Source organism: Streptomyces violaceus (assembly GCF_036014075.1).
Taxonomy (GTDB): Bacteria; Actinomycetota; Actinomycetes; order Streptomycetales; family Streptomycetaceae; genus Streptomyces; species Streptomyces violaceus.
The window spans coordinates 7,779,977-7,804,588 of sequence record NZ_CP107911.1 but is presented as its reverse complement, the minus strand read 5'-3'; the positions used below and the strand labels follow the sequence as shown (position 1 = coordinate 7,804,588).

The 24,612-nt window shown below is 72.9% G+C and carries 24 protein-coding genes; 14 read left to right on the top strand and 10 right to left on the bottom strand.

Annotated elements, in window-relative coordinates:
• Positions 1-41: 41 nt before the first annotated feature.
• On the top strand, positions 42-905 hold the full coding sequence (locus OG542_RS35230; protein WP_328416185.1) for a hypothetical protein: 864 nt from the start codon (positions 42-44) through the stop codon (positions 903-905).
• Positions 906-941: 36 nt separating this feature from the next.
• Here the strand turns inward: OG542_RS35230 and OG542_RS35225 are convergent, their stop codons facing one another.
• Positions 942-1,124 (bottom strand): hypothetical protein, encoded by a 183-nt coding sequence (locus OG542_RS35225; protein WP_189724357.1) that lies wholly within the window; start codon positions 1,122-1,124, stop codon positions 942-944.
• A gap of 301 nt (positions 1,125-1,425) precedes the next feature.
• On the opposite strand from OG542_RS35225, the gene OG542_RS35220 reads away from it, so the two are divergent.
• A complete protein-coding gene (locus OG542_RS35220; protein WP_328416183.1) occupies positions 1,426-4,269 on the top strand; it encodes a DEAD/DEAH box helicase in 2,844 nt (947 codons plus the stop codon).
• Positions 4,266-5,546, top strand: coding sequence for an SWIM zinc finger family protein (locus OG542_RS35215; protein WP_328416181.1), 1,281 nt, complete (start codon positions 4,266-4,268; stop codon positions 5,544-5,546). The genes OG542_RS35220 and OG542_RS35215 overlap by 4 nt, the downstream gene beginning before the upstream one ends.
• On the opposite strand, the gene OG542_RS35210 is transcribed toward OG542_RS35215, so the two are convergent.
• Both OG542_RS35210 and xylA read right to left on the bottom strand, forming a co-directional pair.
• The gene (locus tag OG542_RS35210) at positions 5,535-5,855 is read right to left on the bottom strand and encodes a hypothetical protein (protein ID WP_311130076.1); all 321 of its coding nucleotides are present in this window, start codon (positions 5,853-5,855) and stop codon (positions 5,535-5,537) included. The two genes, OG542_RS35215 and OG542_RS35210, sit on opposite strands and share 12 nt — an antisense overlap.
• Before the next feature lie 110 nt (positions 5,856-5,965).
• On the bottom strand, positions 5,966-7,132 hold the full coding sequence (xylA, locus tag OG542_RS35205) for a xylose isomerase (RefSeq protein WP_311130077.1): 1,167 nt from the start codon (positions 7,130-7,132) through the stop codon (positions 5,966-5,968).
• Between the two features lie 162 nt (positions 7,133-7,294).
• Between xylA and xylB the strand changes: the two genes are divergently transcribed.
• The 6 genes from xylB (at position 7,295) to OG542_RS35175 (ending at position 13,774) form a co-directional block, all read left to right on the top strand.
• Complete coding sequence (gene xylB, locus OG542_RS35200; protein ID WP_328416178.1) at positions 7,295-8,740, top strand: xylulokinase; 1,446 nt, start codon at positions 7,295-7,297, stop codon at positions 8,738-8,740.
• A 15-nt stretch (positions 8,741-8,755) separates the two neighbouring features.
• A complete protein-coding gene (locus OG542_RS35195) occupies positions 8,756-9,961 on the top strand; it encodes an ROK family transcriptional regulator (protein WP_328416176.1) in 1,206 nt (401 codons plus the stop codon).
• A gap of 177 nt (positions 9,962-10,138) precedes the next feature.
• Positions 10,139-10,741 (top strand): N-acetylmuramoyl-L-alanine amidase, encoded by a 603-nt coding sequence (locus tag OG542_RS35190; RefSeq protein ID WP_311130080.1) that lies wholly within the window; start codon positions 10,139-10,141, stop codon positions 10,739-10,741.
• 105 nt (positions 10,742-10,846) lie between these two features.
• On the top strand, positions 10,847-11,242 hold the full coding sequence (locus OG542_RS35185; RefSeq protein WP_193482240.1) for a luciferase domain-containing protein: 396 nt from the start codon (positions 10,847-10,849) through the stop codon (positions 11,240-11,242).
• 3 nt (positions 11,243-11,245) lie between these two features.
• Entirely contained in the window at positions 11,246-12,418 is a 1,173-nt protein-coding gene (locus tag OG542_RS35180) for a bifunctional class I SAM-dependent methyltransferase/NUDIX hydrolase (RefSeq protein WP_328416173.1), read from the top strand.
• A gap of 120 nt (positions 12,419-12,538) precedes the next feature.
• Positions 12,539-13,774, top strand: a complete 1,236-nt coding sequence (locus OG542_RS35175) for a phosphodiester glycosidase family protein (protein WP_328416171.1) — start codon at positions 12,539-12,541, stop codon at positions 13,772-13,774.
• A gap of 31 nt (positions 13,775-13,805) precedes the next feature.
• On the opposite strand, the gene OG542_RS35170 is transcribed toward OG542_RS35175, so the two are convergent.
• From OG542_RS35170 to OG542_RS35145, 6 genes are all read right to left on the bottom strand, one after another.
• Entirely contained in the window at positions 13,806-14,000 is a 195-nt protein-coding gene (locus OG542_RS35170; protein ID WP_189724366.1) for a hypothetical protein, read from the bottom strand.
• A gap of 111 nt (positions 14,001-14,111) precedes the next feature.
• Positions 14,112-14,975: a phosphatidylinositol-specific phospholipase C/glycerophosphodiester phosphodiesterase family protein gene (locus tag OG542_RS35165; RefSeq protein WP_328416169.1), complete on the bottom strand. Its 864-nt coding sequence runs from the start codon at positions 14,973-14,975 to the stop codon at positions 14,112-14,114.
• A 185-nt stretch (positions 14,976-15,160) separates the two neighbouring features.
• Entirely contained in the window at positions 15,161-16,234 is a 1,074-nt protein-coding gene (locus OG542_RS35160; RefSeq protein ID WP_328416167.1) for an acyl-CoA dehydrogenase family protein, read from the bottom strand.
• Positions 16,231-17,412, bottom strand: coding sequence for an acyl-CoA dehydrogenase family protein (locus OG542_RS35155; protein ID WP_328418234.1), 1,182 nt, complete (start codon positions 17,410-17,412; stop codon positions 16,231-16,233). The genes OG542_RS35160 and OG542_RS35155 overlap by 4 nt, the downstream gene beginning before the upstream one ends.
• 20 nt (positions 17,413-17,432) lie before the next feature.
• On the bottom strand, positions 17,433-18,401 hold the full coding sequence (locus OG542_RS35150; RefSeq protein WP_328416165.1) for an NADPH:quinone oxidoreductase family protein: 969 nt from the start codon (positions 18,399-18,401) through the stop codon (positions 17,433-17,435).
• A gap of 117 nt (positions 18,402-18,518) precedes the next feature.
• Positions 18,519-19,091: a helix-turn-helix domain-containing protein gene (locus OG542_RS35145; protein WP_328416163.1), complete on the bottom strand. Its 573-nt coding sequence runs from the start codon at positions 19,089-19,091 to the stop codon at positions 18,519-18,521.
• Between the two features lie 77 nt (positions 19,092-19,168).
• Here OG542_RS35145 and OG542_RS35140 point away from each other — a divergent pair, with 77 nt between their 5' ends.
• The 5 genes from OG542_RS35140 to OG542_RS35120 all read left to right on the top strand — a co-directional run bounded on the left by OG542_RS35140 (position 19,169) and on the right by OG542_RS35120 (position 23,887).
• A complete protein-coding gene (locus OG542_RS35140; RefSeq protein WP_328416161.1) occupies positions 19,169-20,140 on the top strand; it encodes an NAD(P)/FAD-dependent oxidoreductase in 972 nt (323 codons plus the stop codon).
• A gap of 29 nt (positions 20,141-20,169) precedes the next feature.
• Positions 20,170-21,708 (top strand): ATP-dependent DNA ligase, encoded by a 1,539-nt coding sequence (locus OG542_RS35135; protein ID WP_328416159.1) that lies wholly within the window; start codon positions 20,170-20,172, stop codon positions 21,706-21,708.
• Entirely contained in the window at positions 21,705-22,163 is a 459-nt protein-coding gene (locus tag OG542_RS35130; protein WP_311130089.1) for an NUDIX domain-containing protein, read from the top strand. The genes OG542_RS35135 and OG542_RS35130 overlap by 4 nt, the downstream gene beginning before the upstream one ends.
• Before the next feature lie 76 nt (positions 22,164-22,239).
• Positions 22,240-23,625 (top strand): NADP-dependent succinic semialdehyde dehydrogenase, encoded by a 1,386-nt coding sequence (locus OG542_RS35125; protein WP_328416156.1) that lies wholly within the window; start codon positions 22,240-22,242, stop codon positions 23,623-23,625.
• A gap of 25 nt (positions 23,626-23,650) precedes the next feature.
• On the top strand, positions 23,651-23,887 hold the full coding sequence (locus tag OG542_RS35120; protein ID WP_311130091.1) for a DUF6213 family protein: 237 nt from the start codon (positions 23,651-23,653) through the stop codon (positions 23,885-23,887).
• Between the two features lie 50 nt (positions 23,888-23,937).
• Here OG542_RS35120 and OG542_RS35115 read toward each other — a convergent pair whose 3' ends face one another.
• Positions 23,938-24,606 (bottom strand): transcriptional regulator, encoded by a 669-nt coding sequence (locus tag OG542_RS35115; RefSeq protein WP_328416154.1) that lies wholly within the window; start codon positions 24,604-24,606, stop codon positions 23,938-23,940.
• Positions 24,607-24,612 lie beyond the last annotated feature (6 nt).

Genomic DNA, 24,612 nt, shown 5'->3' with positions numbered 1-24,612 from the left:
CTAGGGTGCGCGCCGTTGGACGAACCGATGGGGAGGCTGGGATGGCCGGGACGGACGAGGACGTCGTCGCCGCCGCGGACGACGCGCTCTATGTGCTCACGGCGGTACTGCTGACGCCTGCGAAGTTCCCGAGCGTCCTGGGCGACGACTATCCGGAGGCGTGCGCGGCGCTCGGTCTCGCACCGCTCGCCGACGGGTACGGGCTGGTGCTCGGCCAGGACGGCGACGGCTCCCGCTGGACCGTCGTCATCGACGACGTCTCCCTGGTCGCCGTCGCGATCGCGTCCTGGGACTGCGGTATGGAGTACGAGCTGTCGCCCGACGAGCGCTCGGTCGTCGCGGCCCTGCCCGGCTGGCCGCTCGCGGTCGCCGTCGCGGCGCCCGGAGTGCCCGCGCCGCACGATCCCGGCCCGGAGGCCGACGACCGGCCGCCACTTGCTCCGCCGGACACCACCGTCTGGGGGCCGGCGCAGCGGCGCATGGGCGCGGACGAGATCGCGCTGCAGTGGGCGACATGGCGGGAGCAGGTGGACGACTCGAAGTTTCCTGTGCCGGGGTCCTCGGAAGCACCGGACGACGAGGGCGAGGGCGGGGCGGCCGACGCTCCGGAGGGGAGCGGGAAGAACGGCCGGCCGGGCCACAGCGGCATCCGGCGGGTCCTCGCGGAGGCCCGCACCTACATCGACTCGCCGCCGCCACTGGGCCGGGTCCGGTCCTCGTTCGCGACGGGTGACGCGCGAATCCTGCGGGCGGACGGTCCGGGCTGGTCGCTCGTGGCCAGGACCGACGACATCGCCTTCGTGCTGCTCGACGAGGAACCCGGCGAGGTCCTGCCGGTGGGCCGGGGGCCGGAGCTGCCGGGTCTCCTCGAGGCGCTCGACAAGATGGCCGTACGGCCGAACTGATCCGGCGACAGCCTTGGGCCGCGCCGGGTCAGCGCTTCAGCGACCGAGCTCCTTACGGGTGGCGCGGCGCAGCCTGCGCCGCTGCGACGGGTCCAGCATGAGATAGGCGGCGGCCGGGACTCCCAGGATGATCAGGAGCGATGCCCACCAGGGCAGCCAGATCAGCAGGATGAGTCCGACCGCCACACCGCCTGCGGCGATCTTGGCGTTCTTGGACATGACTGTCGCCTCCTTCGCGGCCACTGCCGCTCTCTGTCTCGAAAACGGGCCCGCGCTTGCGGTGGTTCCTGACCGCGACCCTGAGACATCCCTGAGGTGCGCCCCCTACACACCCCTGACCCCCTCATAGTGACCCAGCTCACATCTCAGTCATACCCGTGTGCGCCAGACGTGCTGTACCCTCGGCGACTCCGACTCGCTAGTCAAATTTGAGGAATCAGTCATAGCCGAGCATCCGACTCCCCCGGCGCCCTCCTCCGCATCTGCCTTCCTCCCCTCCGAACTGGCCCACTGCCGCACCGTGTTCCTGCCCGGCGACCCGGCCCGCACCGGCGGCATCGCCTTCTGGCGGCCCGACGGTGAGGTCCCGCCGACCGTGGCATCGTCGTCCGTGGCATCGGCGTCCCTGGTATCGGCGTCCGCCACGAATCTGACCGTCGTCGTGCCCGGCAGCGACGGAGTCGAGGCAGAGAGCGTGCCCGCCGTTCTGGTGCCGGTGGACGCGGCCCTGCCGGTCCTCACCCGCGCGCGTGTGAGCGCGCAGGGGCACCGGTCCACCGTGTTCTGGGGCGCCGCGGCCGTGCACGCCCTGCATCTCGTGACGCGCGGGCTGCTGCTGCCGGGGCTGTCCCCCGGCGACCACGACGCCTGGCGCACGGGTCCCCTGCGCGCCCAGGACGTCGAGGCGGTACGCCGGCTCGCCGCCGCGATGCCGCCCGAGGCGCACGCCGTGCCGCTCGCGGGCGCGGGGCCGCTGCGGCTGCCCGACCCGGAGCGGCTCCTGCGCGCCTTCCTCGACGCCGTCGCCGACACCCTGCCCCGCACCCCCGCCGCACCGCTGGTGACCGGCGGTCCCGCCTACGCGTCGCCCGAGCCGGTGCACCTGCCCGAGCAGCGCGTCTGGGCCGCCGACGTCGCCGCGGGCCACGACGCGGGCGTGCGGTTGTCGCTGCGGATCGAGGCGCCCGGCCTGACGGACGCGGTGGCCGACGCGGACGTGACGTTCCGGGCCGTGCTCCAGGTGCACAGCGTGAGCGATCCCGTGCTGGTCGCGGACGCCGCGGAGATCTGGGCCGGCGCCAAGGGCGAGGCCTTCGGCCCGCGCGCGCGGATGGACGCCCTGCTCGCCCTGCGGCGCGCGGCCCGGGCCTGGGCTCCGCTCACGCCGCTGCTGTCGGCGACCGTGCCGGACGCGGTCGAACTCGCCGACGAGGAGGTCACCGAGCTGCTCGGCGCGGGCACCCGTGCGCTGGCGGCGGCCGGAGTCGACGTGCACTGGCCGAAGGAACTGACCCGCGAGCTCTCCACGCGCGCGGAGGTAGGGCCGGTGGGGACCTTTGGCGACGACGTGGAGGAGCAGGAGTCCGGCAGGTCCGTCGCGGCCCTTCCGTCGTTCCTGTCCGCCGACGCGCTGCTGGCCTTCAACTGGTCGTTCGCGCTGGGCGACCGGCGGCTGAGCCGCGAGGAGCTGGACCGGCTCGCCGAGGCCAAGCGCCCCGTGGTGCGGCTGCGTGACCAGTGGGTCCTGATCGACCCCCAGGAGGTACGGCTCGCCCGCTCCCGGCAGGACCACAAGGTCACACCGGTGGACGCGCTGGGCGCTGCCCTGACGGGCTGGGCCGAGGTGGAGGGCCACCGGGTCGAGGTGCGGGCCGCCGGATGGCTGGCGGCCCTGCGGGAGCGGCTCGCGGACCCCGAGGCCCAGCAGCCCGTGGAGCAGCCCGCCGCCCTCGCGGCCACCCTGCGGGACTACCAGCGGCGGGGCCTGAACTGGCTCGCCGGCATGACCTCCCTGGGCCTCGGCTGCTGCCTCGCCGACGACATGGGGCTCGGCAAGACGATCACGCTGATCGCCCTGCACCTGCACCGGCAGACCGACGCCGACTCCGCCGGGCCCACCCTGGTGGTCTGCCCGACCTCCCTGATGGGCAACTGGCAGCGCGAGATCGAGCGGTTCGCGCCCAACACCCCCGTGCGGCGCTTCCACGGTGCACGGCGCAGCCTCGACGACCTGGCCGACGGGGAGTTCGTGCTCACCACGTACGGCACGATGCGCCTGGACGCGCCCCGGCTCGCCGGGGAGCCGTGGGGCATGCTCGTGGCGGACGAGGCCCAGCACGTGAAGAACTCCTACTCCTCGACCGCGCGGGAGCTGCGTTCCATCGGCGCACGCGCGCGCGTGGCGCTCACCGGCACCCCGGTGGAGAACAACCTGTCGGAGCTGTGGGCGATCCTCGACTGGACCACTCCGGGGCTGCTGGGCCGGCTCGGCACCTTCCGCAGACGGTACGCGGAGGCCGTCGAGGGCGGTCAGGACCCGGCCGCGGCGGACCGGCTGGCCCGGCTCGTACGGCCGTTCCTGCTCCGCCGCCGCAAGGCGGACCCGGGGATCGCGCCCGAGCTGCCGCCGAAGACGGAGACCGATCACGCCGTGTCGCTCACCCAGGAGCAGACGGGTCTGTACGAGGCCGTGGTGCGCGAGGCGCTGGCGGAGATCTCCGGCTCCGGCAGCATGGCGCGACGCGGCCTGATCGTGAAGCTGCTGACCGGCCTCAAGCAGATCTGCAACCACCCGGCGCAGTACCTCAAGGAGGAGCGCCCGGTGATCGCCGGACGCTCCGGGAAGCTGGAACTGCTGGACGAACTGCTCGAGACGATTCTCGCCGAGGAGGCGGGCGTGCTGGTCTTCACGCAGTACGTGCAGATGGCCCGCCTCCTCGAACGGCACCTGGCCGCCCGCGGCACGCCCTCGCAGTTCCTGCACGGCGGGACGCCCGTCGCCGAGCGCGAGGCCATGGTGCGGCGCTTCCAGGACGGCGAAGTTCCGGTGTTCCTGCTGTCGTTGAAGGCGGCGGGCACCGGTCTGAACCTCACCCGGGCCGAACACGTCGTGCACTACGACCGCTGGTGGAACCCGGCCGTCGAAGCGCAGGCCACCGACCGCGCGTACCGCATCGGCCAGACCCGGCCCGTGCAGGTGCACCGGATCATCGCCGAGGGAACCATCGAGGACCGCATCGCCGAACTGCTGGCCCGCAAGCAGGGGTTGGCCGACGCGGTGCTGGGCTCCGGTGAGGCGGCGCTCACGGAGCTGACGGACGCGGAACTGGCGGAACTGGTCGAACTGCGAGGGGGCCTGCGATGACTCGGTACGACGGTGACACGGAGCGCACGTTCGCCGCGCTGCCGCCCGCACACGGGCGCGGCTTCGCGCAGACCTGGTGGGGCCAGGCCTGGCTGAAAGCGCTGGAGGACACGGCACTGGACTCGGCACAGCTCAAGACGGGCCGCCGGCTCGCCCGCGCGGGAGCGGTCGGCGCGGTGTCGGTGCGCCCGGGGCGGCTCACGGCCGTCGTCCAGGACCGCGACCGCACGGCGCACCGGGCCGACGTCCTGCTGGAGGAACTCTCGCCCGAACAGTGGGACCACTTCCTGGACATGACGGTGGAGCGGGCCGGGCATGTGGCGGCGCTGCTGGACCGGGAGATGCCGCCGCACCTGGTCGAGGACGCGGCGGCCGCAGGCGTCGAACTGCTGCCGGGCCTGGGCGATCTGGAGCCGGAGTGCGACTGTGACGCCTGGGACCACTGCGGTCACACGGCGGCGCTCTGCTACCAGGTGGCGCGGTTGCTGGACCAGGATCCGTTCGTCCTGATGCTGATGCGGGGCCGCGATGAAGCCGCCCTGCTGGACGATCTCCAGACCCGCGGCAGCGGATCCGGCGCCGCGGAGTCCTCCGGGCCGGAGGGGGTGGACGCGGCCGAGGCGTATGCGGCCGGTGACATCCTGCCCCCGCTGCCGGACCTGCCCGGACTCCCCGAGGCGCCGGGGGCGCCGCCGTCCCTGGACACCGAGACGCCGCCCGCTGACGGCGTCGACCCGGCCGCGCTGGAGTTCCTGGCCGCGCGGACCGCCGTACAGGCCCACCGCCTGCTCGCGGAGGCCTTCCGGGGCACCTGCGAAGCGGAGTTGACGGTGGGGCAGGACGCGGTGCGGCTGGCCGCGGGCGGCCCCGGACGCGACGTGGCGGACCGTCTCGCCGACGGGTCGGAACGCGGCTGGGCGGGGCTCGAAGCGGCGGTCCGTGCCTGGCACCTCGGCGGTACGGCCGCGCTGGCCGTCCTCGACGAGGAGTGGCGGGTGGAGGGCGAAACGCTCGCACGCGCGCGTGCCGCCCTGGAATCGGCCTGGGACGCGGACGAGCGGCCGGAGCTGCGGGCGCGGGGCAACCGGTGGACGGTCGAGGGCGCACCGGTTCAGCTGCGCCTCGGCCGGGACGGCCGATGGTGGCCGTACCGAAAGGAACGCGGCCGCTGGGTGCCCGCGGGAGGCGCCGCACAGGATCCGGCGACGGCCTTGACGTCGGCGGAGCCGCTGGCCGGAGACGGAGCCGCACCGGAAGAGGCGCCCCTACGGCAGTAGCTCACCGGCGTCCAGGGACGGGAGGAGCGATTCGAGGTCGCTGGGCAGATCGCTCGGCACTCGGCTCGGAAAGCCCGACGGCAACCGGGTCCGCAGCTCGCTGGGCACTTCGGTGGGCAGCTTGGTGGGGATGCCGTAGGACGGAGCAGGGGTGCGGCTCGTGCTGCCGGCGGGCGACTCCCGGTCCGGCGAGTCGTCGCCTCCCCTGGCCATCAGCACCACCGCGCACACGGCTGCGGCGGCCACGAGCACGGTGATCAGGATGAGCAGCGGATTCCGCCGCTGAGGCGGTACGGGCGGCAGGGCCATGGCGACCATGGTCCCCGTGCACCGCTCAAGAGGCGAGCGGTGCACGGGAGTTGCTACGGACTCATGGCGTGGATCGCATGATTCCGTAGCATTTCAGGAACTCAGTGGACTCAGCCGCGTGCCCCCAGAAGATGGTCCATGGCCAGCTGGTCCAGGTGCTCGAAGGCCATACCGCGGGCGGCGGCCGCGTCGACGTCGAAGGCCTCGAAGGCCGACCGGTCGGCGAGCAGGGCCTGGAGGCCGTCCGCGGCGGTGGGCTGGGCCAGCTCGTCGAGACGGGCCGCGCGCAGTGCCTCCTGGACCTCCGGATCGGCACGGAAGGCCGCGGCGCGGTCCTTGAGGATGAGGTAGTTGCGCATGCAGCCGGCCGCCGAGGCCCACACCCCGTCGAGGTCCTCGGTCCGCGGGGGCTTGAAGTCGAAGTGCCGCGGGCCGGTGTAGCCGGCCGACTCCAGCAGGTCGACCAGCCAGAAGGCGGCACGCAGGTCGCCGGCGCCGAAGCGCAGGTCCTGGTCGTACTTGATGCCGGACTGGCCGTTGAGGTCGATGTGGAACAGCTTGCCCGCCCACAGCGCCTGCGCGATGCCGTGCGGGAAGTTCAGCCCGGCCATCTGCTCGTGCCCGACCTCGGGGTTGACGCCGTACAGCTCCGGCCGCTCCAGGCGTTCGATGAACGCCAGGGCGTGGCCGACGGTCGGCAGCAGGATGTCGCCGCGCGGCTCGTTCGGCTTGGGCTCGATCGCGAAGCGCAGGTCGTAGCCCTGGGAGGTGACGTACTCGCCGAGCAGGTCGAAGGCCTCCTTCATCCGGTCCAGGGCCGCGCGGACGTCCTTGGCGGCGCCGGACTCGGCACCCTCGCGGCCGCCCCAGGCCACGTACACCTGGGCGCCGAGCTCGACGGCGAGGTCGATGTTGCGGATGGTCTTGCGCAGCGCGTAGCGGCGCACGTCGCGGTCGTTGGCGGTGAACGCGCCGTCCTTGAAGACCGGGTGGGTGAAGAGGTTGGTGGTCGCCATCGGGACCTTCATGCCCGTGGCGTCCAGCGCCTGCCGGAAGCGCTTGATGTGGGCCTCGCGCTCGGTGTCGCTCGAGCCGAACGGGATCAGGTCGTCGTCGTGGAAGGTGACGCCGTGCGCGCCGAGCTCGGACAGACGCTGCACCGACTCGACCGGGTCGAGAGCACGTCGCGTGGCGTCGCCGAAGGGATCCCGTCCCTGCCAGCCGACGGTCCACAGGCCGAAGGTGAACCTGTCCTCGGGGGTGGGCTGGTAGCTCATGCCGCGGCTCCTTGCTCGCTGAGACTATTTCGTCATGGCGATTTACAAATTAGTATGCGAGCACCTCTCTGGGAAGAGACAGCACCTCTCCGGGAAGAGACAAGGTGTCTCGGAACGAGAGAAGCAGGACCGGAGCAGGACGAGAGCAGAAGGAGAAGCCCGATGTCAGCAGCCGAGGGTCCGCTCGTCGTCGGCGTGGACTCGTCCACCCAGTCCACCAAGGCGCTGGTCGTCGACGCGGCCACCGGCCGGGTCGTGGCGAGCGGTCAGGCACCGCACACCGTCTCCTCGGGGGCCGGCCGCGAGAGCGATCCGCGCCAGTGGTGGGACGCGCTGTGCGAGGCCCTGCGCCAGTGCGGTGACGCGGCGCACGAGGCCGCCGCGGTGTCGGTCGGCGGGCAACAGCACGGCCTGGTCACCCTGGACGACCGGGGCGAGCCGGTGCGGCCCGCCCTGCTGTGGAACGACGTGCGCTCGGCGCCGCAGGCACGCCGGCTGACCGAGGAACTGGGCGGCGCGAAGTTCTGGGCCGAGCGCGCCGGAAGCGTCCCCGCCGCCTCCTTCACGGTCACCAAGTGGGCCTGGCTGGCCGAGCACGAGCCGGAGGCGGTCCGTGCCACGAAGGCCGTGCGCCTCCCCCACGACTACCTCACCGAGCGGCTCACCGGGCAGGGCACGACCGACCGAGGCGACGTCTCGGGGACGGGCTGGTGGGCGTCCGGGACGGAGTCGTACGACGAGGAGATCCTGGCGCACGTGGGGCTGGACCCGGCCCTGCTGCCCCGTGTGGTCCGGCCCGGGGAGGTGGCCGGCACCGTGCGCGACAGCCACGATCTGCCGTTCTCCAAGGGCACTCTGGTCGCGCCCGGGACCGGCGACAACGCCGCCGCGGCGCTGGGCCTCGGACTGCGCCCGGGCGTGCCGGTGATGAGCCTCGGTACCTCGGGCACGGTGTACGCCGTCTCGCGGCACCGACCCGCCGACCCGAGCGGCACGGTGGCGGGCTTCGCCGACGCCCGCGGTGACTGGCTGCCGCTGGCCTGCACGCTGAACTGCACGCTCGCCGTCGACCGCGTCGCGACGCTGCTGGGCCTGGACCGTGACGCCGTGGAACCCGGCACGGCCGTGACCCTGCTGCCCTACCTGGACGGGGAACGCACCCCGAACCTGCCGAACGCCTCCGGACTGCTGCACGGCCTGCGCCACGACACGACCGGCGGCCAGCTGCTCCAGGCCGCCTACGACGGTGCCGTGCACTCCCTGCTCGGCGCGCTCGACCTGGTCCTGGACCAGGACGCCGACCCCTCGGCACCCCTGCTGCTGATCGGCGGCGGCGCCCGGGGCGCGGCCTGGCAGCAGACCGTGCGAAGGCTGTCGGGGCGTCCCGTGCAGGTGCCCGAGGCCAAGGAGCTGGTGGCGCTCGGCGCCGCCGCGCAGGCGGCCGGGCTGCTGACCGGGGAGGACGCCGCGGCCGTGGCACGCCGCTGGGACACGGCGGCCGGGCCGGTACTCGACGCCGTCGAGCGGGACGAGGAGACGCTGGCCAGGATCGCCGGGGTACTCTCCGACGCGGCCCCGCTGCTGGAGCGGCCCACGGACACCCACTGAGGACTGGCGTCAGGCATGACCGCACCGCTGCACGAGGCTCACCCGGCGGGACCCGGACGCGCGCTGCCCGACACCCAGCAGGGCATGCGCCGCCGCAACCTCGCCCGCGTCCTGCACGCCGTCCACGCCGAGCCGCTGTCCCGGGCCGCCGTCGCGTCGCGGATCGGGCTGACCCGGGCCGCGGTGTCGACGCTCGTGGACGAACTCGTCCGCTCGGGGCTGATCGAGGAGCTGGGGCCCGAGCGGCCCGGCCGGGTGGGCCGCCCCGGCTCCGCGCTCGCCGTCAGCGGGCGCGGCCCGGCCGGGATCGGCGCGGAGATCGGCGTCGACCATCTCGCGGTCTGTGCCGTCGACCTGCGCGGCACGACCCGGTCGCGGGCGATACGGCAGGGCGCGAACCGCGGCCGCTCCCCCGGGCCCGTGACAGCGGAGCTCACCGAACTGATCGGCCAAGTCGTCGCCGAGGCGGAGGGCGAGGGCCTGTGGCCCGCCGGGCTCGCCGTGGCCGTACCGGGTCTGGTGGCGCGGGACGCCCGGACCGTCGTACGCGCCCCGAACCTCGGCTGGCACGACACGGACCTCGGTGCCCTGCTGCCGGCGGACCTGCCGCTGACCGTGGACAACGAGGCCAACTTCGGCGCGCTCGCCGAGCTCTGGCTCGAGGACGGCATGCCGCGCGACTTCCTGCACGTGTCGGCGGAGATCGGCATCGGTGCGGCCGTCGTCGTGGACGGCGGACTGCTGCGCGGGACACGGGGGTTCGCGGGCGAGTTGGGACATGTGCCGGTCCGGCCGGACGGGCCGGCGTGCGCCTGCGGCGGGCGCGGATGCCTGGAGCAGTACGCCGGTGAGGAGGCGGTACTGCGTGCGGCGGGCCTGGAGCCGGACGAGGACCGCGTGGGGCTGCTCGCGGGGCGCGCCGCCAAGGGCGACGAGGACGTACGCCGTGCCCTGCGCGACGCGGGCACCGCGCTCGGTGTCGCCCTGACCGGTGCGGTCAACCTGCTCGACCCGCAGAGCGTGGTGCTGGGCGGGGAGCTGTCCGGACTCGCGCCCTGGCTGCTGCCCTCGCTGCGGGAAGAGCTGGCACGGCGCACCGCGGGTCCGGCCTGTCCCGTGGCGGTGTCACGGCTGGGCCCGGAGGGACCGCTGCTGGGGGCGGCGCACTCGGTCGTGCGGGCGGTGCTGGACGATCCAGCGGCCGTCGCCGAGCGGGCCTGACCACCGGACAGCGAGGGGCGGGCGGACCCGGGGCGGTACCCGGGCAGCCCGAATCACCCGACGGGGTGGGCGAGTTATCCACAATCCAGAGCCCGTCCACCGAACCACGTCGCTCCCTTCTGACGGACCGGCAGGCGTCGTAACGTGATGATCCGTCGAAGCGAAAGGCATCCCGTCATGGACCAGGCAGCACCGCTCCCCAGCAGGCGTGGAATCCTCGTGGGCGCCGCCCTCACCGCCGTCCCGTACGTCCTGCTCCCCGGCACACGGGCCGCGGCCCGGCCCCAGGCCCCCGACCACCCCGGGGCCGAATGGCACCCGGCGACCGGCGCCAACTACACGGCGTCGAACCGCCCCCGCGGCCATCCCGTCGACCGCGTGATCATCCATGTCGCGCAGACGACCTTCGCCGGCACCCTGTCCATCTTCCGTAACCCGAGGAAGCAGGTGTCCGCGCACTACGTGGTGCGCTCGGCCGACGGGCATGTGGCGCAGTGCGTGCGCGAGGCCGACATCGCGTGGCACGCGGGGAACTGGGACTACAACAAGCGCGGCATCGGCATCGAGCACGAAGGCTGGGTGGACCAGCCCTCGTACTTCACCGACGTCGTGTACGAGGAATCGGCCCGGCTCACCGCGGCGATCTGCGCGCGGCACGGCATCCCCCGGAACCGGACACACATCATCGGCCACCACGAGGTACCGGGCAGCGACCACACCGACCCGGGCCGCCACTGGGACTGGAAGCGCTACATGAGACTCGTCAGAGGCGCCGCCTGAGAAGAAGCCGCCCGAGCCCTCCACCCCTCCCCCCCCCACCTCACGTCCCGGTTACAAAGCGCTCAACCTCTGGTTGCGGCACGGTAAGCACGCAACGATGGGGGCATGACTCTGGCCCAGCGCGCCATGGAGCGCCTGCAGGCCTGGCCCGACCTGATGCCGGGCCCGGCGAGTTGCGGTACCGGACGGGCGCTCCGTTCCGTCCGTGACGAGATCGTCCACTTCCACTCCGGATGGGACGTGGACCTCCACCTCACCCGCCGGGCCATCCAGCGCTTCCACTACGACCTCGCCGGTTCGAGTGCGATCCACCTGGTTCCCGGATCGTCCTGGGTGACGGTCCATCTCGACTGCGAAGCGGACGTCGACCTGCTGTTGAGCCTGGTGAGCATCGCACTCAAGGCCCACCAGACCCCGCCCGCCGCCGACGAGCCGCGGCCCGTCGGATGCAACTTCCACCGTGTCAGGGTGCTTCCGCGCGACGCCGCCGCGGGCGGCTGAGCCTTGGTGACACCACCGGAGGATGCCAACGCCGAGGCCTGGCGTGCGTACGGAGCGCACCATCTGCGGCGGGGCACGAAGCTGCCCGAAGTGGCGCGGATCGACTGGGGTTTCGAGGGCACGGGGCCGGGCACCGAGGTCCTCGGGGAGCTCGCGGGCCGGCGGGTGCTGGACCTCGGGTGCGGTCCGGCCCGGCACGCCGCCCATCTGGTGCGTGCCCACGGCGCGCTGGTGGACGCGGTCGACGCCTCGGCCGGCCAGTACGAACGGGCCCGTGCCCGTTACGGCTCACTGCCCGGACTGCGGCTGGTCCTGGCCGACGCGGTGGAGCATCTGCGCACGGCCGAGCCGTACGACGTCATCTACTCGCTGCATGCCGTCCCGTACCTCGACCCGCACCGGCTGCTGCCCGCCCTGGCCTCGGCGCTCAGGCCGGGCGGCAGGCTCTGCTTCACGGTGCTGCACACCAACTCGCGCGGTGACGGCCCGTCGGACCGGGTCACCGCCCGGCCCGAGATTCTGCGGATGGCCGACGGCGGTGACACCACCGTCCACATGTGGGTCCTCACCCCGGACCTCTGGACGGAGCTGCTCACCGAATACGGGCTGCGCGTGGAGCACGTCGACGTCCTCGGCACACCGCAGGCCGGCAACCACGCGTCCTACCGGCTCTTCCAGGTGACCCGGCCCGTCCGCGTCTCCTCCCGGCCGCGCGTCGACCGGCCGCCGCCGGCCCATGCCGCGCTCGGGGTCGGCGCCATCCTGTACGGGCCCCGAGGACTGCTCCTGGGCCGGCACCGGCGCGGTACGTGGGAGCTGCCCGGAGGGACGGTGGAACCCGGGGAGTCGTTGCGGGACACGGTGGTGCGCGAACTGAGCGAGGAGACCGGGCTCGCGGCACGGCCGGAGGACGTCCGGCTGCTGGGGACGCTCCTCGACGACGTCGGCGGGGTCGTCCGGGTGACCGTCGCGGCCCGGGTCACCGTCTGGCGAGGCGAGCCGGCGGACCAGCCCGAGGAGAGCGTGGGCCGCTGGCGCTGGTTCGGCCTGGACCGGCTGCCGGAGCAGCTGTTCGTGTGCAGCGCGCAGGCCCTCACCGCCTGGCGGCCGGATCTGCCGATCGAACACGCGCCCGCGCACTACACGCCGTACGCCACCGGAACGGACGGCAGCTGAAGCACCCGGAGGGGTGTGTTTTTCCGACTGTTTCCGCGTAGTCGGCAGTCAGCCGTACTCCTGGGCCCCGGCGTCTGGTCCACTGCCCTGAGGACAGCTGACGAGACATCAGGGGGCACGGTGACAGGTCGTCACAAGCGGCGCGGAGCAGGCAGAGCGGTACTGGCCTTTCTCACGGCCTTCGGCGCACTGGCCGGTGCGGGTGTGGCGGGTGCGGCTGAGGCCGACGCCGTCCAGAAGCGCGTCCGTGTCGCGCCGGGCGTCACCTACGAGCACTTCGACATCCAGGCGGCCAAGGGGGTGACACACGCGCATGTGCTGAAAGTCGACCTGGGTCACCCGCGCGTACAGGTGGATCTGCTGTACCCCGGGGCGGTGGCCTCGCGCGCGCAGGTCTCGCGGATGGCCGACGCGCAGGGGGCCGTCGCCGGTGTCAACGGCGACTTCTTCAACATCACCGAGACGCAGCACCCGGGCGTCGAGGCGACCGGCGCGAGCGTGGGTCCGGCGATCACGGCCGGGCGGACGCTCAAGGCGGCCGTGCCGAACGGCCAGCGGTTCGGTCCGGAGCTGCCGCCCGGCACGACCACCGAGGACGTGTTCGGCGTGGGCACCGACGGGCGGGCCCGGCTGGACCGGCTGGCCCTCGACGGCTCGGTCCGCGCCTCCGGGACGCGGCTGCCGCTCGGCGGACTCAACCAGTACGCCCTGCCGGTGGGTTCCGTCGGCGCGTTCACCTCCGAGTGGGGCAGCGCCTCCCGGGTGCGCGCCACCTGCGGCACGGACACGGACCGGGCTGCTCCGTGCAGCACGGACACCTACGAGGTGACGGTCCTCGACGGCAAGGTCGTATCGGCCGCCGACACCCCCGGTCGCGGGCCCATCGCCGCGGGGACGACCGTGCTGGTCGGCCGGGAGGCGGGCGCCCAGCAGCTGCGCAAGTTCTCCACCGGCGAGCCGGTCGAGATCGAGCACGGTCTCGTCGCTGCCACGAGCGGCGTCCCGTACCGTCTCGCCCTCGGCGGCTACCCGGTCCTCTCGGGCGGCCGGCCGCTTCCGGGTCTGGACGACACGGCGTCGGCCGTCCGCACGGCCGTGGGTCTCGCCGACGACGGGCGGCGCATGCTGCTGCTCGCGCTGGACGGCGGCGCCGCGTACCGCAGCGGCCTGACGATCGCCGAAGTGGCCGACGCCATGCGGCGGCTGGGCTCACAGGACGCCTTGAGCCTGGACGGCGGCGGGTCGTCGACACTGGTCGCCCGGAAGCCGGGCGCGAGCACCGTGTCCGTACGCAACCACCCCAGCGGCGGCGCCGAACGCGCCGTCCCGAACGGCATCGGCGTGTTCTCGGGCTAGCGGCCTCAAGGCCTCACCTCAAGCCCTCACCTCAGGGTCTCAAGCTGCTGACGATCTCCGCCGTCGCCGTGATGCCGCTGTGGATGGTGGGGGCGATGCTCGTGCTGGCCAGGTAGAAGCCGAGCAGCAGGCAGACCAGCGCATGGGAGACCTTCAGCCCGCCGTTGCGCAGGAAGATCACCGCAAGGATCACGAGCAGCAGCACCACAGAGATGGAAATGGCCATCGTCAACTCCTCCGCCACGCCGCCCTATCCGATTCACGGCGTTCGGCCGCAAGTGTGACGTAGCGGAGGGTTCGTCCGGTGGGCTGACCTGTCCGCCGAACGTGTGAAGTCCTATGCCGCCCGGTGGGCGTCCAGGAACGCCTCCAGTCCGGCGAGGTCGTCGGTGTTGAGGTGGTCGACGTCCGCGGCGAGCAGCTGGGCCCACACCGCGTCACGGGCGGGCCCGGCCAGATCCGGGGTCGCCCAGAACCGCACCTTCTGCCGTCGCGCGTGCGCGGCCCCGACGATGCCCCGCAGCTTCTCCCGCTCGGCGTCCGGGAACGCGCCCACGCCCTGCCAGGTGAAGTTGAGCGTCCAGTTGTCGCTGATCAGCGGGATGAAGGAGGCCGGGGCCTGGCTGCCGAGGTCGGCGAGGCGGCCGTCGTAGAAGGCGCGCCGGACGCTCTGGGCCTCCATGGGGGCGCGGGCCGCGCGGTCGCCGGAGATCACGGCGGTGACCGGGCCGGGCAGGACACGGCCATGGACGTACGTCGTGAACAGGTGCCGGTAGCGCCTGAGGTGGCGATCGAGCTCGAGATACGTCGACGAGCCCTCGGTCTTGATGTCGACGAGGAGTTGCAGCGAGCCGCGGTACCCCCGGTACACGCGGCCGCGGTTGGCCCGGACGCGGGCGGCGAGCGGGTCGAGGTAGAGGGACTCGAGGGTGCGGGACGGGTCGAGGTCCTCCGGATCATGGGCGACGAGCAGTTGGTCGCCGACGAGGTAGATGTCGGCCTCGACGCTGCCGAACCGGTGGTCGAGGGCGTCGAAGAGGGGGCGCGGGTGCTCGTAGTCGTTGTGGGCGTGGGCGCGCCACAACGGGCGGCACCCGTGCCGTCGTTCGCCGGCCGCCGCCGGGGTGGCGGGGAGGGCGACCGAGCCCGCGAGGGCGGCGCCGAGGGTGGTGAGGGCTCTGCGACGGGTGGTGAGGGCCATGCTCTGCCTCCCTGGAAGTGCCGTACGGGAACCCTGCGAGTATGGGGTCCCGGCAGGTCCAGGAAGCAGGCCTGTGCACGGAGTTGGCCGGACTGCCGCCCCGCGTTCACTTCACCGGAGCGGGGCGCACGGAAAAGCCCGCCCCAGGTGGGACGGGCTTTCCCCTCGCGTCGACCAGGTGTACGTCAGGGAGCCTGGAGGTCGACGAGTCCGGCCAGTGCCTCACGGTGGGCGCCCGCCGTGCCGTAGGCGATCGAGTCGGCCTTCGCGCGCTTCAGATACAGGTGCGCCGGGTGCTCCCATGTCATGCCGATGCCGCCGTGCAGTTGCAGTGCCTCCTCGGCGGCGTGCACCGCCACGGGTGCCGCGAAGGCCTGGGCGACGGTGACGGCCACTTCGACGTCCTCGCCGTTGGCCAGCGCGTCGGCGGCGTTGCGGGCGGCCGCGCGGAGGTTGACGACCTCCAGCCACAGCTGGGCCAGCCGGTGCTTGAGCGCCTGGAAGCCGCCGACGGGCCGGTTGAACTGCTTGCGTTCCTTCAGATAGCGGACGGTCTCCGTCAGCGCCCAGTCGGCGAGCCCGAACTGTTCGGAGGCGAGCAGTCCGGCTCCGGCGAGCAGGGCCCGGCGTACGGCGGGTTCGGCGTCGCCCAGCAGGCGGCCCGGCGCCCCGTCGAGCGTGACCGTCGCCAGCGGCCGGGTCAGGTCCAGGGAGACCTGGGGCGTGACGGTCGCCGCCGTGGCGTCGACCGCGTACAGGCCGCCGTCGTCGGCGGGCACGAGCAGGACGTCCGCGACGGCCGCGTCCGCGATGCCGGTCAGCTCGCCGCGCAGTCGGCCGTCCTCGTGCTGGACCACCTTGTAGGCGGTGCCCGGTGCGATGTTCAGCGCGACGGCCAGGGCGCCGATCCGCCGCCCGGTCGCCAGGTCGGCGAGCAGGTCGTCGGCGTCGCAGGCGAGCAGGGCCTCGGTGGCGACGACGGCGCTGGTCAGGTAGGGCACGGGAGCGACCGCGCGGCCCAGCTCCTCCAGGACGACGGCGGCTTCGCGGTGCGTGGCGCCCTGGCCGCCCTTCGCCTCGGGCACCAGTAGCCCCGCGAGGCCCATGCCGTCGGCGAGCGCCTTCCACGCCTCACGGTGGTGCGGAGTGTCCGACTCGGTACGGGCGATCACCCCGGGCGCGTCGCAGTGGTCGGCGAGCAGGTCCCGTACGGCGGCCCGCAGCGCCTCTTCCTCCTCGGAGTAGAGAAGATCCGTCATCGGGCCAGGTCCTTCCAGGCGACGTCCTTGTCGGTGCGCGGTTCGGCGGGCAGGCCGAGGACGCGCTCGGCGACGATGTTCAGCAGGACCTCGGTGGTCCCGCCCTCGATGCTGTTGCCCTTGGAGCGCAGATAGCGGTAGCCGGCCTCGCGGCCGGTGAAGTCGACCAGTTCCGGGCGGCGCATGGTCCAGTCGTCGTACAACAGGCCCTCCTCGCCGAGGAGTTCCACGTCCAGGCCGCTGATCTCCTGGTTGAGGCGGGCGAAGGCGAGCTTCATTCCGGCGCCTTCGGGACCGGGCTGGCCCACGACGAGCTGCTGGCGCAGCCGTTCGCTGGTGAGCCGGGCGACCTCGGCCTCGACCCAGAGCTTCAGCAGACGCTGGTGCAGGTCGTGGGTGCGCAGCTCGGGCCGCTCGCGCCAGGTCTTGGAGACCGGTCCGATCATGCCGCCCTCGCGGGGCAGCCGCATGCCTCCGATGGCGACGCGCTCGTTGTTCAGCGTGGTCTGCGCGACCTTCCAGCCGTCGCCGACCTCGCCGAGGCGCCGGGAGTCCGGGATGCGAACGTCGGTGAGGAAGACCTCGTTGAACTCGGCCTCGCCGGTGACCTGCCGCAGCGGCCGCACCTCGACGCCCGGGTCGGTCATGTCGCAGACGAAGTACGTGATGCCCCGGTGCTTGGGCACGTCCGGGTCGGTGCGGGCGATGAGGATCGCCCAGCGGGCCACGTGGGCGCTGGACGTCCAGACCTTCTGCCCGTTGATCACCCAGTCGTCGCCCTCCCGCACGGCACGCGTGCGAAGCGCGGCGAGGTCGGACCCGGCGCCCGGCTCGCTGAACAGCTGGCACCAGACCTCCTCGCCCACCCAGAGGGGCCTGAGGAACCGCTGCTTCTGCTCCTCGGTGCCGTATTTGAGGATCGTCGGCGCGGCCATCCCGAGGCCGATGCCGATCCGCCGCGGGTCGTTGTCGGGCGCCCCGGCCGACTCCAGCTCGGCGTCCACGACGGCCTGGAGGGAGCGGGGCGCACCGACGCCGCCGAGGCCCTCCGGGTAGTGCACCCACGCCAGTCCGGCGTCGAAACGGGCCCGGAGGAAGTCCAGGCGGTCGGTCGAGGCCGGCGGGTGTGCGGCCAGCAACTCCCTCGTACGACCGCTCAGTTCCTCGGCGCTGGTCACGCTGCGCTGCTCCGCGCTGGTCATGCTGCTGCCTCCTCCATGACGACGGCGATCCGGCCGGTGGTCAGGCCGTCCGCGACCTTCTGCACGGCGGCGGCCGCCCCCGAGAGCGGGACGCGCTCGCTCACCAGCGGCTTGATCGCGCCCCGGGCGGCCAGCTCGGTGAGCTGCTCGTGGCAGTGCTGGACCAGCTTCGGGTTCTTGGTGTTGTACAGGCCCCAGTGCAGGCCCATGATCGAGTAGTTCTTCACCAGGGCGTGGTTCAGGGCCGGGCTGGGGATCGTGCCGCCGGCGAAGCCGACGACGATGATGCGCCCCTCGAAGGCGACGACCTTGGCGGACTGAGTGTAGGCCTCGCCGCCGACCGGGTCGTAGACGACGTCGGCGCCCCGGCCGCCGGTGGCCTCCTTGACGGCGGCGACGACATCCTCGGCGCGCCGGTCGATCACGACGTCGCAGCCCAGCTCACGGGCGACGGCCGCTTTCGCGGGGCCGCCGACGACACCGATGACGGTGGCGCCGGCGGCCTTCCCGAGCTGCACGGCCGCGCTGCCGACCCCTCCTGCGGCAGCGTGGACGAGCAGGGTCTCGCCGGCCTCCAGACCGGCCCGGCGGTGCAGCCCGAACCAGCCGGTCTGGTACCCGATGTGCAGGGCCGCGGCCTCCGCGTCGTCCAGGGCGTCCGGCGCGGGCAGCAGGGCCGCGGCATCGGCGACGGCGTACTCGGCGAAGCCGCCGTGGGGCAGTGCCGGGTTGGCGATCACTCGGCGGCCGTCCTCGGTCTCGCCGCAGATCTCCACGCCGGGGGTGAACGGCAGCGGCGGCCTGACCTGGTACTGGCCCCGGCACAGCAGGGCGTCCGGGAAGTTGATGTTCGCGGCGCGCACCCTCAGCAGGACCTGGCCGTCGCCGGGCGCCGGCCGCGCCACGTCCGTTAGGCGCAACACCTCGCCCGGCTCGCCGTTCTCGTGCACTTGCCATGCCTGCATGCGGGGCCTCCACGGGACTGCTTCGTCTGACCGGGGTCGGTTCGCATACTAAGCGGTTGCTTGCCGATCAGGGAACACTCTCCGCGGCAAGAGTGCCGTCAAGAGGTATCTCGTGCGTCACGCGCCCTTGGGTCGCGCTCGCACATGCATCCGCTCCCCCTGCGGTCCGAACAGGCTGAGGAACTCCACGGGCCCCTCCCCTGTCGACCCGAACCAGTGCGGCACCCGGGTGTCGAACTCGGCGGCCTCCCCCGCCGTGAGCACCACGTCGTGCTCGCCCAGCACGATGCGCAGCTTCCCGGACAGTACGTACAGCCACTCGTAGCCCTCGTGCGTGCGCGGGTCCGGCTCCTGCCTGCGCTTGGGCTCCAGCACCTTGTAGGCCTGGAGGCCGCCGGGCTGGCGGGTGAGCGGCCAGTGGGTACGGCCGCCCATCACGATCGGCTTGGACCGCACGCGCGGGTCACCCGCCGGCGGGACACCGACCAGCTCGTCCAGGGCCACCTGGTGAGCGCGCGCGATCGGCAGCAGCAGTTCCAGACTGGGTTTACGCAGTCCGGACTCCAGGCGCGACAGCGTGCTGACGGAGATGCCGGTGGTCTCGGAGAGCGCCGCCAGGGTCACCTCCCGCTCCTTGCGCATCTGCCGCAGCCGGGGGCCGACGCCCGCGAGTACCTCGTCCGTGGTCATGGTCGTATTGCAGGTTCGGCAAACATGTTTGTCAATACCGTGGGTCCGGGGCGACGCTCGGCGGTGGAGGTGGTCACATGACCGAGAAGTACGCAGTCGTGGTCGTCGGCGGCGGTGCCGCGGGCCTGTCCGCGGCGCTGGTGCTGGGCCGGGCCCGGCAGCGCACGCTGGTCGTCGACGCGGGCGAGCCGCGCAACGCGCCCGCCGCGCACATGCAGGGCTTCCTGACGCGAGACGGCATGCCGCCCGCCGAGTTCCTCGCCATCGGCCGGGAGGAGATCGCGCGCTACGGCGTGGAACTCGTGCGGGACCGGGTGGTGGAGGTGGAGCGGGGCCGGGACGGCACCGTGGAGCAGGGCGAGGACTTCGCCGTGGTGCTGGCCGGCGGGCGGACCGTACGGGCCCGGCGGCTGGTCGTCGCCACCGGGCTGAGGGACGAGCTGCCCGCGGTCCCCGGGCTGGCCGAGCGGTTCGGCCGGGACGTGCTGCACTGCCCGTTCTGCCACGGCTGGGAGGTGCGCGACCAGCCGTTCGGCGTGCTCGGGACGGCCCCGACGAGCGTGCACCAGGCGCTGATGGTGTCCCAGTGGTCGAAGGACGTGCGGTTCTTCCTGCACACGGTCGCCGAGGAGGAGCTGTCCGACGAGGACCTGCGCCGGCTCGCCGCGGCCGGGGTCGACGTGGTGCCGGGCGAGGTCGCGGGGCTGGTGGTCGAGGACGACCGGCTCACCGGCGTCCGGCTCGCTGGGGACACCCCCTCTGGGGAAGGCACGACGCACGCCCGCTCCGTGCTGTTCGTCGCCCCGCACGCCGTCCCGCAGACCGGCCTGCTGGAACAGCTCGGCGCCGAGCTGCACGAGACGCCCTTCGGCGCGTATCCGGTGGTCGACGCGACCGGTCTGACGACCGTGCCCGGCGTATGGGCCGCGGGCAACGCCATCGGTTTCGCCGAGCAGGTCGTGCACGCGGCCAGCGGGGGGTACCGGGCGGCGTCCGCGATCGTCGGGGATCTGCTGATGACCGACCTCGACGCCCTCGCCCGGGTGTAGAGGCGCCGCCTCCGGTGCACCATGGCTGCATGCTGCTGCACCGGCTGGCCCGAGTGTCCCAGGAGGTCGCCGCCACCTCGGCGCGGTCCCGGAAGACGGCCCTGCTCGCGGAGCTGTTCCGGGACGCGGAGGCGGACGACGTGCCGATCGTCATCCCGTACCTGGCGGGACGGCTGCCGCAGGGCCGGATCGGCGTCGGCTGGAAGGTGCTGAGCCGCCCGGTCGCCCCGGCCACCGAGCCGGGCCTGACCGTGCGGGAGGTGGACGCCCGGCTCGCGGAGCTGAGCGAGGTGTCCGGCCCCGGCTCCCAGGCGGAACGGGCCCGGCTGGTCGGGGAGTTGATGGGCGCGGCCACCGAGGACGAGCAGCGGTTCCTGCTCGGGCTGCTCACCGGCGAAGTGCGGCAGGGCGCGCTGGACGCCGTCGCGGTCGAGGGACTGGCCCAGGCGACGGGGGCGGCTTCGGCGGACGTACGGCGGGCGGTGATGCTCGCGGGCTCCCTCCAGACGGTGGCCGAGGCGCTGCTCGCGGACGGCCCCGCCGCCCTGGAGCGCTTCCGCCTCACGGTCGGCCGCCCCGTCTGGCCGATGCTGGCGCACAGCGCCTCCTCGGTCGCCGAGGCGGTGGACAAGCTCGGCGCCTGCGCGGTCGAGGAGAAACTGGACGGCATCCGCGTCCAGGTGCACCGGGACGGCGACACGGTATGGCTCTACACCCGCACCCTCGACGACATCACCGACCGTCTGCCCGAAGTGACGGCCGCCGCCCTGGAGTTGAGGGGCGAGCGGTTCATCCTGGACGGGGAGGTGATCTCCTTCGACGAGGGCGGGCGTCCCCGCTCGTTCCAGGAGACCGCAGGGCGCGTCGGCTCCCGCACGGACGTGGCGACGGCCGCCCGCGCGGTCCCCGTCTCCCCCGTCTTCTTCGACGCCCTGTCCGTCGACGGCCGCGACCTGCTCGACCTGCCGTTCGCCGAGCGGCACGCGGAGCTGGCCCGGCTGGTTCCCGAGCCGATGCGGGTGCGGCGCACGACGATGACCGGCCCGGACGACGTGAGCGCGGCGGAGGAGTTCCTCGCCGGGACCCTGAAGCGAGGCCACGAGGGCGTCGTCGTCAAGGCGCTGGACGCCTCCTACAGCGCGGGCCGGCGCGGCGCGTCCTGGCTGAAGGTCAAGCCCGTCCACACGCTCGACCTGGTGGTCCTGGCCGCCGAGTGGGGCCACGGCCGCCGCACCGGCAAGCTCTCCAACCTCCACCTCGGCGCCCGCACCGCCGACGGTGGCCTCGCCATGCTCGGCAAGACCTTCAAGGGCATGACCGACGCGCTGCTGGCCTGGCAGACCGAACGGCTCCAGCAACTCGCCGTCGACGACAACGGCTACGTCGTGACCGTTCGCCCGGAACTCGTCGTCGAGATCGCCTACGACGGCCTGCAGCGCTCCACCCGCTACCCGGCCGGCGTCACCCTGCGCTTCGCCCGCGTGGTCCGCTACCGCGAGGACAAGCGTCCGGAGGACGCCGACACGGTGGAGACGCTGCTGGCCGCTCACCCGGAGGTGAGGCTGTGAAGCGCAGCGCCGGCCTGCTGCTCTTCCGCCCCACCGGCAACGGCCTCGAAGTGCTGCTCGGCCACATGGGCGGCCCCTTCTTCTCCCGGCGCGACGCGGGCGCGTGGACCATCCCGAAGGGCGAGTACGAGCCGGACGAGTCCGCCTGGGCGGCCGCCCGCCGCGAGTTCGAGGAGGAACTGGGGCTGCCGCCGCCCGACGGCGAGGCCATCGCGCTGGGTGAGGTCCGGCAGACCAACGGCAAGATCGTCACTGCCTGGGCGATCGAGGCGGACCTGGACCCGGCGACGATCGCGCCGGGCACGTTCCGCATGGAGTGGCCACCCCGCTCCGGACAGCTCCAGGAGTTCCCCGAGCTGGACCGGGTGGCGTGGTTCGGCCTCGACCGGGGCCGCGAGGTGATCGTCAAGGCGCAGGCGGCGTTTCTCGACCGCCTGGCGGAGCACTCGCCCTGAGGAGACGCTCCCGCGTTGCGGTCCCCTCCGCCGCGCGGGAAGGTCGAGACACAGCCCGCTCCGAGGGAGGTCAGCCATGCCCATCGCAACGGTGAACCCGGCGAACGGCGAGACGCTCAAGACGTACCAGGCCATGGGCCAGGAGGAGATCGAGCGCCGGCTCCAGCTCGCGCAGGCCACGTTCCGCACGTACCGGACGACGACCTTCGACGAGCGCGCCCGGCTGCTGAACCAGGCCGCCGACCTCCTCGAGGAGGATCAGCAGGACATCGCCCGTGTGATGACCACCGAGATGGGCAAGCCGATCCAGCAGGCCCGGGCCGAGGCCGCGAAGTGCGCCAAGGCGATGCGCTGGTACGCCGAGCACGCCGAGGAACTGCTCGCCGACGAGGAGCCCGCCGACACCGATGTGAAGGACTCGGGCGCCTCACGCGTACGCGTGCGCTACCGGCCACTGGGCCCGGTGCTGGCGGTGATGCCGTGGAACTTCCCGCTGTGGCAGGTGATCCGCTTCGCGGCGCCCGCGCTGATGGCGGGGAACGTGGGCCTGCTCAAGCATGCCTCGAACGTCCCGCAGACCGCCCTCTACCTGGAGGACCTGTTCCACCGGGCGGGCTTCACCGAGGGCTGTTTCCAGACCCTGCTGATCGGGTCCGGCGCGGTCGACGAGATCCTGCGCGACGAGCGGGTCAGGGCGGCCACCCTCACCGGCAGTGAGCCCGCGGGCCGCGCGGTCGCCTCCACCGCCGGGGAGATGGTCAAGAAGACGGTGCTGGAGCTGGGCGGCAGCGACCCGTTCGTCGTCATGCCCTCCGCCGACATCGACCGGGCGGCGCAGGTGGCGGTGACCGCGCGGGTGCAGAACACCGGGCAGTCCTGTATCGCCGCGAAGCGGTTCATCGTGCACACGGATGTCTACGACGCCTTCGCCGAGCGTTTCGCCGAGGGCATGAGGGCGCTGAAGGTCGGCGACCCCTTGGCCGAGGACACCGACGTCGGGCCGCTCTCCAGCGAGCAGGGACTGCGCGATGTGGAGGAACTGGTCGACGACGCGGTGCGCGGCGGTGCGGAGGTGCTGTGCGGTGGCGAACGGCCCGAGGGGCCCGGCTGGTACTACGCGCCGACGATCCTCGCCGGCATCACCCGCGAGATGCGCATCCACCGGGAGGAGGCGTTCGGTCCGGTCGCCACGCTGTACCGGGCGGGCGACCTCGACGAGGCCGTTCTGATCGCGAACGACTCGCCCTTCGGGCTGAGTTCGAACGTGTGGACGCGGGACGAGGCGGAGGTTGACCGGTTCGTACGGGATCTGGAGGCGGGCGGTGTGTTCTTCAACGGGATGACGGCCTCCCATCCGGGTTTCCCGTTCGGCGGGGTGAAGCGGTCCGGGTACGGCCGTGAGCTGTCCGGGCACGGAATCCGGGAGTTCTGCAACATCACGACCGTTTGGCACGGTGCGTGAGTCTTGCGGGGCTACGATCCCGTCTGTGAACCGCGAAGTGACTCTGCCGTTGATCGTCGACGACCACGGGACCTTGCAGGTGGCTGCGGCGGATGTCAGCAAGCTGTTGCGGACGGTGGGGGGTCGGTGGGTGCGGCTGGTGGAGGCCGGGGAGTCGGGGCTCGACGAGGACACGGTTGCGGCGTTGACGATCGAGCTTGCGAAGTTGGCCGATCGGATTGATGTGGCTTGTATCGCGCACAGCAGTGGGGGTGGGACCTGAGCTGTGCGGCTGCGGGTGCGTGGGGGTTGATCGCGCAGTTCCCCGCGCCCCTAAGAGGGCAGATCCCCGAGCGTGGACCAGAACATCGCCTCGTAGTGCTGGAGCAAGCGGCCGTATCCAGCTGCCAGGGACTCGTTCAGTTGCCCGGCGTCCAGCCCCGCCTGCACCGCCGCCGTCGCCGCCCGGTCCAGCTCCGGTGACGGCTCCGCGAAGAAGTCGAAGAACGCGCAGGCCTCGTCCGTGAAGCCGTAGTGGACCCGCAGAGCCTTGGTGATCGTCGCGCAATAGCCGCCCCACGCGGAGAAGTTGGCCGTCAGGGCCAGTACGGCATCGGCCGGTGAGCCGTTGAGGGACAGCCAGGCTACGTACGCGGGGTAGGTCTGGCAGCCGGCGAGGGGCTCGTACGACGCAGCCGTCGCCTCGTCCACGCCGCATGCCTGCGTGAGCGAGGGCAACAGTTCTTCCGCAAGTGCCTCGCCCTCCGCGAGGCTCCGGAAGAAGGCCGCGGCCTCGGGGGCGGTGACGAGGGAACGTTCGGCCAGATGGAGGAACGCGCGGCGGTCCGCGGGGATCACCCAGGACTGTTCCAGGGCAAGGGCGGCGAGGGTGGTGCGGGGGGCCGTGCCGTGGGCGATCCGGGGGACCAAGGGGTTGGACCGCGGGTCCGGGGCGAGTCGGGTGGTGGTCGTCCGCAGCAGGTCCCGGGCCGTGCGCGTCATCGCGTC

Coding starts and splice junctions, on each gene's coding strand:
- OG542_RS35230 (WP_328416185.1), top strand. CDS start 42: ATGGCCGGGACGGACGAGGACGTCGTCGCCGCCGCGGACGACGCGCTC.
- OG542_RS35225 (WP_189724357.1), bottom strand. CDS start 1,124: ATGTCCAAGAACGCCAAGATCGCCGCAGGCGGTGTGGCGGTCGGACTC.
- OG542_RS35215 (WP_328416181.1), top strand. CDS start 4,266: ATGACTCGGTACGACGGTGACACGGAGCGCACGTTCGCCGCGCTGCCG.
- OG542_RS35210 (WP_311130076.1), bottom strand. CDS start 5,855: ATGGCCCTGCCGCCCGTACCGCCTCAGCGGCGGAATCCGCTGCTCATC.
- xylA (WP_311130077.1), bottom strand. CDS start 7,132: ATGAGCTACCAGCCCACCCCCGAGGACAGGTTCACCTTCGGCCTGTGG.
- xylB (WP_328416178.1), top strand. CDS start 7,295: ATGTCAGCAGCCGAGGGTCCGCTCGTCGTCGGCGTGGACTCGTCCACC.
- OG542_RS35195 (WP_328416176.1), top strand. CDS start 8,756: ATGACCGCACCGCTGCACGAGGCTCACCCGGCGGGACCCGGACGCGCG.
- OG542_RS35190 (WP_311130080.1), top strand. CDS start 10,139: ATGGACCAGGCAGCACCGCTCCCCAGCAGGCGTGGAATCCTCGTGGGC.
- OG542_RS35185 (WP_193482240.1), top strand. CDS start 10,847: ATGACTCTGGCCCAGCGCGCCATGGAGCGCCTGCAGGCCTGGCCCGAC.
- OG542_RS35170 (WP_189724366.1), bottom strand. CDS start 14,000: ATGGCCATTTCCATCTCTGTGGTGCTGCTGCTCGTGATCCTTGCGGTG.
- OG542_RS35165 (WP_328416169.1), bottom strand. CDS start 14,975: ATGGCCCTCACCACCCGTCGCAGAGCCCTCACCACCCTCGGCGCCGCC.
- OG542_RS35160 (WP_328416167.1), bottom strand. CDS start 16,234: ATGACGGATCTTCTCTACTCCGAGGAGGAAGAGGCGCTGCGGGCCGCC.
- OG542_RS35150 (WP_328416165.1), bottom strand. CDS start 18,401: ATGCAGGCATGGCAAGTGCACGAGAACGGCGAGCCGGGCGAGGTGTTG.
- OG542_RS35145 (WP_328416163.1), bottom strand. CDS start 19,091: ATGACCACGGACGAGGTACTCGCGGGCGTCGGCCCCCGGCTGCGGCAG.
- OG542_RS35140 (WP_328416161.1), top strand. CDS start 19,169: ATGACCGAGAAGTACGCAGTCGTGGTCGTCGGCGGCGGTGCCGCGGGC.
- OG542_RS35135 (WP_328416159.1), top strand. CDS start 20,170: ATGCTGCTGCACCGGCTGGCCCGAGTGTCCCAGGAGGTCGCCGCCACC.
- OG542_RS35125 (WP_328416156.1), top strand. CDS start 22,240: ATGCCCATCGCAACGGTGAACCCGGCGAACGGCGAGACGCTCAAGACG.
- OG542_RS35115 (WP_328416154.1), bottom strand. CDS start 24,606: ATGACGCGCACGGCCCGGGACCTGCTGCGGACGACCACCACCCGACTC.